Annotated in this window: 10 protein-coding genes; 5 read left to right on the top strand and 5 right to left on the bottom strand. The window is 41.1% G+C overall.

The features are described 5' to 3' along the window. From LD39_RS05685 to LD39_RS23015, 5 genes are all read right to left on the bottom strand, one after another. Nucleotides 1-515: hypothetical protein (locus LD39_RS05685; RefSeq protein ID WP_035543821.1), on the bottom strand; the 515-nt coding region annotated here is incomplete at its 3' end. Nucleotides 516-622: 107 nt separating this feature from the next. Beyond that, nucleotides 623-1,756, bottom strand: a complete 1,134-nt coding sequence (locus LD39_RS05680; protein WP_052158747.1) for a hypothetical protein — start codon at nt 1,754-1,756, stop codon at nt 623-625. A 129-nt stretch (nt 1,757-1,885) separates the two neighbouring features. Further along, nucleotides 1,886-2,488: a beta-propeller fold lactonase family protein gene (locus LD39_RS05675; protein ID WP_197061397.1), complete on the bottom strand. Its 603-nt coding sequence runs from the start codon at nt 2,486-2,488 to the stop codon at nt 1,886-1,888. A gap of 7 nt (nt 2,489-2,495) precedes the next feature. Beyond that, a complete protein-coding gene (locus LD39_RS05670) occupies nt 2,496-2,876 on the bottom strand; it encodes a hypothetical protein (RefSeq protein WP_035543818.1) in 381 nt (126 codons plus the stop codon). Nucleotides 2,877-2,955: 79 nt separating this feature from the next. Then, entirely contained in the window at nt 2,956-4,062 is a 1,107-nt protein-coding gene (locus tag LD39_RS23015; protein WP_035543817.1) for a hypothetical protein, read from the bottom strand. Nucleotides 4,063-4,265: 203 nt separating this feature from the next. On the opposite strand from LD39_RS23015, the gene LD39_RS05660 reads away from it, so the two are divergent. From LD39_RS05660 to LD39_RS05640, 5 genes are all read left to right on the top strand, one after another. Further along, the gene (locus LD39_RS05660; protein WP_035543815.1) at nt 4,266-5,447 is read left to right on the top strand and encodes a hypothetical protein; all 1,182 of its coding nucleotides are present in this window, start codon (nt 4,266-4,268) and stop codon (nt 5,445-5,447) included. A 194-nt stretch (nt 5,448-5,641) separates the two neighbouring features. Beyond that, complete coding sequence (locus LD39_RS05655; RefSeq protein ID WP_156112574.1) at nt 5,642-6,910, top strand: hypothetical protein; 1,269 nt, start codon at nt 5,642-5,644, stop codon at nt 6,908-6,910. Between the two features lie 198 nt (nt 6,911-7,108). Further along, on the top strand, nt 7,109-8,113 hold the full coding sequence (locus tag LD39_RS05650) for a LacI family DNA-binding transcriptional regulator (RefSeq protein WP_035543812.1): 1,005 nt from the start codon (nt 7,109-7,111) through the stop codon (nt 8,111-8,113). 55 nt (nt 8,114-8,168) lie between these two features. Further along, on the top strand, nt 8,169-9,854 hold the full coding sequence (locus LD39_RS05645) for an alpha-glucosidase (RefSeq protein WP_035543810.1): 1,686 nt from the start codon (nt 8,169-8,171) through the stop codon (nt 9,852-9,854). A gap of 62 nt (nt 9,855-9,916) precedes the next feature. Further along, on the top strand, nt 9,917-10,991 hold a 1,075-nt coding region (locus LD39_RS05640; RefSeq protein ID WP_052158746.1), incomplete at its 3' end, for an ABC transporter substrate-binding protein.

Here is a 10,991-nt window from a genome sequence, read left to right as displayed (position 1 = left end):
TCTTTTGTTTTTTGTTCCTTCCTCGACTTCTCTTTTTCTAGCATGCTTATTTTCAAATCTTCGTATTTCTGAAGCAAATGGCTCTGTTTCTCATTTAACTGCTTCAATTTATCAATATAGACTTGCTTTTCTTCCGTTAAAATTGAATGAGTGTCATGCAGCTGCTTAGGCATGACTTTAACCGTTTGATTAACGGTAAATTGTCTCACATAAGAGGAAAGATTCATCCTATCCATATGAATTTTAGGATTTTCATAAAATGGCGATTGTTTAACGATGGAAGCGCTCAGGTCTGATCGTAATTCAATCGTTGATAATTGTACGGCTAGATCTGTAATCACGGCTTTTTTTAATTCATTTTTCCACTTATCCTCTTTGTGTTTGAAATCAGAAAGGTCTTCCTTGATGCGCCGCAGAGTGTTTTGTGAGGCTTTTAATTCACCATTCATCTTTTTGAGGACGGGGTAGAAGGGGATAATGTTCGAATGATTCCAGTCTCTAGCTTTGTCTTCCATAGCCCTATTCCTCCTTGATCTGCATATTATTATAGGTATATGTATCAAACAGTAATTGGTGAAAATTTTTTTGGAAAAGAGGAAGGGAGGAAAAATCCCCCCAATGATTAAGGAGTGGTATAAGGAATATCGTTGAAGGTGAGACAGTCTTTAACAAGCAGCTGATTATTCGGAACATCAACTGGCACTACTGTAAAAGTTCCAGCAGTTAAAGCGAACGTATCTTGGGCAGCTTCTGTTAAAGTGAGGGTATACGGTACATTCAATTGGTCGCCTGTTCCTCCTATCACATCCGCCCGGCCTTTTACTGTCATTATAAGGTCACCTGTGCACTCTACACTGGCAATCGTTCGTGGGATAACTGTTGTATTTCCTGTAGCAGAAGTGTAGTTATAGACCCATGTACTTTGAGACAGGGTACAGTTATCACAAATTAGAGCCTCCAGCTGGTGCCGTGTTCCCGAGTCGGTTACATCAATGTCTGCTTCCGCCTGACAGTCGCAATTCGTTCGTGGGAATATATCCGGACACTGTGGCGGGAATTCAAAATCAGGACAAACTTCGGTGATTGGAGGAGGGAGTGGGATATCATTCGGTCTCGGTTGACAGAATTTACCCAACACTTCTAGTTTAACCTCTGCTTCTACTTGGATTTCCTTACAAATGGTTACTCTAAGCTGGACCAAATCACCTAGCAGCACTCGATTCGTTGGTTTACAGAAAATTTTCGTAATCCTGCAGGAGATGTTATCTTCATCTAATGGAGCAGGAATACAAATCATATATTCTTCATCAAATTGAACGGGAACATCAAATTTACATAACAATTTATCTTCCGTGGCGTCAATAATTTTCAATTCCACAAATACGGTCCATAATATTCGGACGACACCGGGGGTGCCATTTTCTATTTCTAATATCTCACAGCTGAAACGATCAAATTTATCTTCACATTTTTTAGGGCATTTGTTGGAAAAGTTTTTAATCTCCTTAAGCGGAAACGGTGGTGGGACTTCTGGTGTATTACATTCCACTTTTAAATCGTGGTGTTTCTCTAATGCGGCTCTTACTCTGGATGCACAAGGTTCGTTGCAGAAAGAAGCAGCAGGGATCGAAGTTTTATTTTCATAACTGTTGATATCCGTAATCCAATCATAGACTTTCATTACCCGGATACATTCGGGCATTAAGCTATTGGGAGTAAGATCATTAATTCCGTTTACATTATTTAAATCTGCCATGGCAAAAGACACCTCTTTTAGAAAAGTAACTTAGAAATAAGTTATTCATCGATCAAAAAAAGGTGTTCACCTATTTCTTTTCATTCAAAAAGGGGAGAAAGTGCTCTTCTCCCTAACTATTACGGTCAGTTAAAAGGTAGATCGCCAAACGTTAAGCAGTCTTGAACGGTGATTTGACCTTGCCCCATTGGATTCGTTACCGTTACCAAGCGGTGACCCGTCCGTTTCGAATCCTGCGAGAACCCCATTTAATGAAATGAAAAGTCTGTTTTGGGTGACATCTAAAGCCATCTGATCTACACCAAAGTAGGTAAGAACCGGACCTAAACCGTGATTGAAAGACCCTGAGAGTGTTAAATAAGGCATAGATGATGAGAAATTAAATATGTTTACTGTATTTGCTGTTAAAACATACACCTTCGTACCGTCTTCAGAATCTACAATGGTCTGTGGACCTAAGTTTGTAGGTACGTTATTCACCAATGCAGGAAGAGCGGGGTTTGAAGTATCAAAAATGGCAATTTCACTGCTAAGGTTGTTAGCAACAAAGGCATAATTGCCGGAATGGTGAAAGGTGATATTTAATGGTCCGTCCCCACCTGTACCTACTGTCGTGCCGCTATCTGTGAGGGTACCGCTATTGCTAATTGTCAGCACCCTTATCCGGTCATCATCATAATCTACTCCTAATACTAGACCACTTCCGTTTGGCGATACGTCTGAAGCTTGCAAGTCAATGTCAGGATGTACTTACTATCATTTGACTTTGTAAATTGTAAGAGGTGATACCCGGTCCACCAGGGCCGATGAAAAAGTCCCCATCTGTAATGATCCCAAAACGGCTGTCAGGCGTAAGAGATACATCTACTGCAGCTAATGGCGTAGGTTCATCATCAATCACTTGAGGTGGTTCTTGTGTTAGGTCTAATTGAATTACTCGTGCTGCACTAAAAGCGGTTACTAATGCTCTAGCACAGTTCCGTGTTATAGCCACATCAATATAGTCGTAAGATGGAACGTTGATTTGATGAAGTACAGTAAGATTATCAGTGTCAAAGATTGTAATTCTGCCAATACTATTTTCGGTTACAACTCCGAAATTAGATTGAATATGACTCACTAATTTTCCTCCTTATTTAGAGTTTTTAAGAATTTTTTATAAAAAAAAGGCGAAGGATACCTTCGCCCTTTTATACCTTTTATGGTCTATTAACCTCTAAATCGTCAAACGTTAAGCAGTCTTGGACAGTTAATTGGTCATCTGGTACAGGAACGTCGTTTGTTGCGATAATTGGGTTCATACCAGGTCTTACAATTAAGTTGAACAAATCAGGTGTGTTCATGCCAGGAGTTTCAATGAAGGAGAGCTCGTAGTTAACATTTGTGAAGTTTCCAGCTGCTCCACTTACATCCGCTGTTCCTCTAACAATCATCTGTAATCCTGCAGTGAGGCTGTTACATTCAACACTTGTAATCGTTCTTGGTGTTACAGTGGTCACATCTCCACCTGGAGCCGTTTGCGTGTAACTCCATGTACTTTGAGATAACGTACAGTTATCACAAATTAAGGCATCGAGTACGTAGTTGAATCCTGTACTTGCCACGTTCGTATCAATGGCGGCTTCCGCCTGACAGTCACAGTTCGGACGTGGGAAGATGTTCGGACATTGAGGCGGGAATTCGAAGCCTGGGCATTCCTCTGGTGTTGGAGGAGTTGGCAGGATATCGTTTGGACGTGGCTGACAGAATTTCGCCAATACTTCCAATTTCACTTCTTCTTCAATTTGGATATCTTTACATACGGTTACGCTGACTTGAACCTGGTTGCCAAGGAAAACAGTGTTTAATACAGAGCAGCGGACGGCTGTAATACGACAGAACACATTGTTTTCATCAAATGGAGCTGGGATACAAACCATGTAAACGTCATCAAATTGAACAGGTACTACAAATGAACAAATAGGCGTATCAGGATCAGTGTCCTCATTCACAGCAGTGACTGTAACGAATACTGTCCATAGCACACGAATCATCCCTGGGGCACCATTGGTGAACTCTACTACCTCACAAGTCGCATCAGGACCTGGGACCGTCGGAGGTGTACACCTAAAACCGATGTTCACTCCAGCTTCTATGGCATTGGCTACGTCTGTTGCACATGGCTCCGGAATAGGAGTTTTGTTTGTGTACTGATTGACATCTGTGATCCAATCATAGACTTTTTGCGTGCGAATACATTCGGGCATTAAACTATTCGGCGTCAAAGGAGGAATTTGAGCACCTTTGATTGACTTAAAATTTTTCATACAATCTACCTTTCTAAAATGGTTTTAACATTAATATCTTATTAATTAGAAAGGCTTTCGTAACGGGGTTTTCACCTATTTTTAGTAAGATAGACAGGCGTCTATATCTTTCTAGGCTACTAACTAGTATCAATAAAAAGCTTCATGATTCATTAATAGCTTCATAAAATGAACTGAATAGGCATAGATCGGGAGGTCATATAGTGAACATCTCTGTTTTATATGAAAAAAAGAAAATAGGGGAGATTTCTTATTCATCCTTGCCAGCTTTTCGTTTGTATTGTGAGGACCAGGGGTTTATAACTTTCTGGCACTCTAAGGAAAAGAATTTGGTGCTGAGCCCTGCTTTATCTTCAAAAAGAGTGTTGATTAAGGGAAGTGAACTTTATGAGAATTCCATGAAGCTTTTTCTTAAGGACAGCGGGTTGACGGTTGTTGATGAAGAACAAGGAGAGGATCTGCATTTAAGGATTGAGTTTTCGACTAAAACAAGCTCATCTGAAGACCGCACACCTCAAGTTACGTTTTACCATCATCTTCGACATGATCAACAGAGACTGAAGCTAAATTTATACAAAGAGTTAAAAGACAGCGAGTTCCACCATCAATTTGTGAAGATGGATAATAGCTCTCAGGTTCCTCTGCTTAAGGTAAGCTGTACTATCCCTCAGGACACAGAACAAGAATGGATCGAGCTGCTTTCCATGATGATTGCTTCTGCGGTGTTACGGTATTTCCAAATTGGAAAGACTCAATCTATGCTGTCCTGTTTGCCAATCGGGATAACGGATATTTTTTCAAAAGTAAAATCATCTCCCCACATAATGAAGCAGGGTGAAACTACTTCCACTAAAAACAACCCTAAACCTACCCAGCCATCCGTTCCAAAAGATGAAAGGAACCCAAAACAGCCGCCATCAGCTGACGTGTATTTTGACTACACGATTTTCTTTAGCGGAAAAAAGGATCGTCTTATGACTCATGGAAAACTAACTATAAAAAATGCGAGCGAGATTCCTTTGCATAATCCGGTGATTTGTTTGAAGGTTCAACCAGCAGGATGTCTCGAAGTCCGTGGTCAAATCCTTCCGCCTAACCTCGTGGAGGGACTCGGAGTGCATTCAGAAGAAGGGACCAAAGGCTGGAAGTTTGCGAGTGAAGATTGGCTGGAAGTGGCGGAAGAACGGGGAGAATATTGGATCGGACCGATTCAACGTGTGACTATACCTGGAAACCAAAGTCTCTCGTTGGATAATCTTCAATTTGTTATTAAGAAACCAGAAGAAGGCCAGGATGTAACTGTTCGTGGATTTGTCTATTTTAATGAAGATAATGTGAAGTTCAGTTCAAGTAATAAGGTAAGCGTGAAATTTCATTCTAAATAAATTCATAAGGGGGATGGAAGGTGAAAAAGCGAACGAGTTTTCCCTCAGCTAGACTGACACACGAACAGCTTCAGCAATTGGTCATCCACTTAAAATCTGAGGTAAGTAAATATGAAGAGATTTCAAAGCAGGATCAGCCGTATCTAAAAAAAATAGAAGAGCTGCGCCAGGAGAACCAGAAAATAAATGAAGAATTGGACCATCTAAAAAACGAAAATCAGTTATTAAACAAAGAAAACGAGGATTTTAAAACAAAACTGCCTCCATTTTTAATTTATAAACAAGAACTGGAAAGAGAATGGAATAAAAAGTACGAAACTTTGGATTACGAATTTAAGGAAAGTGAGAAGGCAAGAACTGAACTAGAAGATAAATATCAAGCGAAGGAAATAGAAAGAATGGCTCTACAAGAGAAACTGAAAGAGATAGAGGACTTATTAGGAAAAGAAAGAAAGAGTTTGCAAGCCAAGATAGAAAATATTCAATCAACGGTTACTCAGTTTGAAGATCGAGAACAAAGCTTAACAAAGAAAGTAAACTCATCGAAAGAAAAAGAAATGAAATTAATGGATAACATTGATCAATTAGAAAACTTAAATAAGGAACTTAAAGATAAAATTTCAATTGTAGAAGAAGCTTTACAAAGAGAAGAGAGGAGTAAAACTCACTTATTAAATGAAAACAATAGACTTCTAAAAGAGAATCGAAACCTTTCCAACTGGAATCAAGAATTAAAAGAAGAACTTGAGGCGATTAAAACATCCTATCAGCATTTAGATGAAAACTATAAGACTGTTAATCAGGAATATGAAGCTGTTGTTCATAAAAATAGTGCTCTTAAAGATGAGATCAAAGAATCCAACACTCGATATGGGGCAAAAAACAAGCAGCTAACAGAAGATTTAAATCATTTAAATGAAACGTTACAGCAGCAATACGAAAAAGAAAACGAGTTGAACCAACAAATTTCATTGCAACAAAAAAATAGAAGAGACTGGGAAGGTCAGTATAAGGAATTAGAAAGAAATAATGAGAGACTCAAAAAAGAAAATCAAAACTTGGCGGAGCAGTTAAAAGAAATTGAAAGCCAAATGGAACAAATGGTGGAAGCACATCAAGCAAACCATCACAAAGAACTAGAGCAAAAAGAGATACAGCTTCATGAGCAGCTTCAGTGCAAACAGGACTTGGAAGAAAAGCTGTCCTCCTCCTTAAAGAAGGAGCGAGTGTATCAACAGGAGATTGATCAACTGAAAAAGGAAACAGTCAATTTAATGAAGGAAAAACAGACCATACTGGGAAAAAGTGATCTCACTCAGCCTCAGCTAATTAAGGAACTGATTGTCGAAATTGATCACTATAGTAAAAAAGCGGCAGACGGTTTGGAGACAATTGAACGATTAGAAAAGGAAATAGACTTTTTGCAAAGCGAACTGGTTAAATTAAAATCATTCCGTCTATAAATTCAGTTGTAGGTTCTTGATAAGTATAGATCAAGAGCTTTTTTTATTTCCGCAAATCTAAGAGGAGGGATGAAATGCATGATGGGACTGATCTACTAAATGGTCAGAATCTTCTTGACGGAAAAACTAGGAAAAGCGTATAGTAATACATATAGTTTTAGTAAACGCTTACGTAGGTGAAGAAAGCAAGGTGTAGTCATGAATCCGACCATTCAGGATGTAGCAAAAGCAGCGAATGTTTCAATTGCAACCGTGTCCAGGGTACTCAATAACCAGCCGGGTTTTTCAGAGAAAACAAAAACAAAGGTGCTGGAAGCGATAGAAGAGCTTGGATACCAGCCAAACGCGATCGCAAGGGGTCTTGTGAACCGGAATTCAGGAACGATCGGTGTATTGTTTCCAAGTGTTTCTGGGCTTTTGTCAGCAGAAGTGCTTCATGGAATCGAAGCGCGTGCGCATGAGCAAGGATACAGCGTCATCGTATGTAACACGGCGGCTGATCCAGTCAAGACGTTGAAATATATCCAGTTATTGAGCGAGAAGCGAGTGGATGGCCTCGTATTTGTAAGTGAAGAAGTGACGGAGGAGTATTATAAGGCCTTCGAGCGGATGGGTGTCCCCGTATCCTTAGTTTTGACGCAATCGTATAAATACCCTTTGCCTTTTGTGAAAGTCGATGACTCTCATGCAGCTTATACGGCTACACGTCATTTGATCGAGTCTGGTCACGAGAAAATCGGAATGATTTCTGGTAACCCCAATGACATACTCGCAGGAATGGGGAGGATTGAAGGCTTCAAGAGAGCTCTTTTAGAAGCTGGCCTTCCCTATTCAGATTCTCTCGTCGAAAAATCCTCATCCTTTACGTATGAAGATGGTCTGAAAAGTTTCCCGAAACTGATGGAGCGCTATCCAGAGATGACAGCCGTCTTCTCAGCAAGTGATGAGATTGCTGTTGGAGCGATTGCAGCTGCCTATAAACTTGGCATCAACATTCCGGAGGACGTTTCCATCATCGGCTATGACAATTTGAAACTATCCGAAATGTCTGTACCGCCGCTGACAACGATATCCCAGCCTTTTCAACGCATGGGAGAAAAAGCGATTGAGATGGTTCTAACCATGAAAGAAGAGAAAACGGCAGAATCTTGCATCATGGCGCATGAATTAGTGGAGCGGGATTCTGTAAAAAAAATAAACTAAATTTTTTTAGAGGTTTACGTAAACGCTTACGTTAATTTGAAGGAGGAAAAGTAATATGACGAAACAATGGTGGAAAGAAAGTGTGGTCTATCAGATTTATCCGAGGAGTTTTAACGATAGCAACGGGGATGGAATTGGGGATCTTCCCGGAATCATAGAAAAACTTGACTATTTGGCTGAGCTTGGAATCGATGTGATTTGGCTTTCCCCGGTCTACGATTCACCCAATGACGATAACGGTTATGATATCCGTGATTACAGAGCCATTATGGATGAGTTCGGAACGATGGAAGAGTTTGATCAATTATTGCAACAAGCGCATGAACGAAATCTTAAGATTGTCATGGATCTCGTCGTAAACCACACATCAGATGAGCATGCCTGGTTTGTCGAATCAAAATCATCCAAAGATCATCCTAAACGAGATTATTACATTTGGAAAAAAGGCCAAAATGGTGAGCCGCCAACTAACTGGGAATCAGCTTTCAGCGGTTCTGCCTGGCAGTATGATGAGGCAACAGAGGAGTATTTCTTACATATCTTCTCAAAAAAGCAGCCGGACCTAAACTGGGAGAATGAAGACGTAAGAGCTGATGTGTACGACATGATGAACTGGTGGCTGGACAAAGGAATCGATGGGTTTCGGATGGACGTCATCAATTTTATTTCAAAGGATCCAGCTTATCCAAATGGCGAAGTCCATGAAGGGAAACAATACGGTGATGGTAGTCCTTATTTTATGAACGGCCCTCGTATCCATGAATTTTTACATGAAATGAATCAGGAAGTATTATCCAAGCATGATATCTTAACGGTAGGAGAGATGCCGGGTGTAACTCCTGAGGAAGGAAAGCTTTACACGGCAGAGGACCGGAATGAATTGAGCATGGTCTTTCACTTTGAACATATGGATGTCGACGGTGGTGAGCTTGGAAAATGGTCATTAAACGGCTGGAAGCTGACCGACTTGAAGAGGATTCTTTCCAAGTGGCAGTATGAGCTCGAAGAGGAAGGCTGGAACAGTTTGTATTGGAACAACCACGATCAGCCACGTGTTGTATCCCGCTTTGGAAATGATCAGGAGTACCGTGAAAAATCAGCTAAGATGCTCGGTACTTGCCTTCATATGATGAAAGGGACGCCTTACATTTATCAAGGAGAAGAGCTTGGAATGACGAATGTGGCTTTTGAAACGATCGAGGAATATGAGGATTTGGAATCGTTGAATATGTATGACGAACGAGTTCATCAATACGGAGATGCAGTTCAAGATGTTATGGAAAGAATCCACCATAAAGGCCGGGACAATGCTAGAACACCTATGCAGTGGTCCAAAGAGAAGCATGCGGGCTTTACAACAGGCAGACCTTGGCTTGGAGTTAATCCAAATTATAAAACGATTAATGCGGAAGATGCGTTGAAAAATCCGGATTCTGTTTTTCATTATTATCAGCAATTAATCCAGCTGCGCAAATCCAATGAGACCATCGTTTATGGGAAATTCGATCTGCTATTGCAAGATAGTGAGACTATATTTGCGTATACACGTACGTACGGTGATGATGTCCTGCTTGTGCTTTGCAACTTTACGGGCGAGGAACAGAAAGCGAAGCTCGGTGCCTTCCAGAATCATAGTGGTGAGGTCGTACTGACCAATCGTGAAGAAGAGCATGCTGGTTCTTCAAACCTGGCAAACGTCATACTTGAGCCATTCGAGGCAACGGTTTTTGCAATAAAATAAACCAACAGAGAATTTATTTTTCAGGTAACGTAAACGCTTACTTAAAAAAGGAGTGGAGAATAGTGAAACGAGTCGTTCAGTTGATGGTCGCCTGTTCGTTCATCGCTTTAAGTTTAGCCGGTTGTGGCGACAGTGCATCTTCAGAAGGTGAAGTGAAGCTGGAGTTGTTTTCCAACAAAGCGGAGAGCATCGACACGTACAACAAGCTTATTGAAGAATTTGAAAAACAGCATCCTGACATCAATGTAGAGCTTTACGCCCCGCCGTCTGCGGAAACCGTTCTCCGCACAAGGCTCGTGAAGGAGGATATGCCCGATATTCTCTCAATTGCTGGGAGCTCGCTCTATGGAGAACTGGCGGATGCGGGCATGCTGACCGATTACTCTGGAACAAAAATGCTGGAAACCATTCAGCCGAGTTATGTTGATATGATCAACCAACTTGTTCCGGGCGATCACGAAGGAACGTACGGTCTCCCTTATGCAACCAACGCGAACGCCGTCATCTACAATAAAAAGCTGATGGAAGAGTTGGGGTTGGACGTTCCAAAAACGTGGGATGAATTCATCGCTGCGTTGGAAAAGGCGGAAGATGAAGGGGTCACACCGATCTATTTCACGCTAAAAGATGCGTGGACGGGTATGATCCCTTGGAACGCAGTAGCCGGGGTTTTACAGCCGGACCGTTTCGCGGAAAAGAAAAACAACGGTGAAGCGAGTTTTACAGAGGACTATCAGGAAGTGACGGATAAAATGCTTCAACTCTTGGAATATGGATTAAGTGATAACTTTCAGTATGGCTACAACGATGGAAACAGCGCGTTTGCAAATGGAGAAGCCCTCTTTTATTTCCAGGGAAACTGGGCGATTCCAGAGCTTAAAAAAGTGAATCCCGATGTCCAACTGGGCACGTTTGCGATGCCAGTTACGAATGATCCTGAAAAAAACGAACTCATCTCAGGGGTTGACGTTATGCTGACAGCGCTAAAGGATTCCGATCATCCTAAAGAGGCACGGCAATTCATCGAATTTATGATGAAAGAAGAGCATGCGAAGCAGTACATTGAAGAGCAATACGCATTCTCCGCACTTAAAGGGGTCCAACAAGAGGATGAAATTCTTACAGGTCTCCAAGAAA

Origin of the sequence: Halobacillus sp. BBL2006, assembly GCF_000786645.1 — a bacterium.
Lineage (GTDB): Bacteria > Bacillota > Bacilli > Bacillales > Halobacillaceae > Halobacillus.
This window is presented reverse-complemented; position numbering and strand designations above follow the sequence as displayed.

Coding starts and splice junctions, on each gene's coding strand:
- LD39_RS05645 (WP_035543810.1), top strand. CDS start 8,169: ATGACGAAACAATGGTGGAAAGAAAGTGTGGTCTATCAGATTTATCCG.
- LD39_RS23015 (WP_035543817.1), bottom strand. CDS start 4,062: ATGAAAAATTTTAAGTCAATCAAAGGTGCTCAAATTCCTCCTTTGACG.
- LD39_RS05680 (WP_052158747.1), bottom strand. CDS start 1,756: ATGGCAGATTTAAATAATGTAAACGGAATTAATGATCTTACTCCCAAT.
- LD39_RS05650 (WP_035543812.1), top strand. CDS start 7,109: ATGAATCCGACCATTCAGGATGTAGCAAAAGCAGCGAATGTTTCAATT.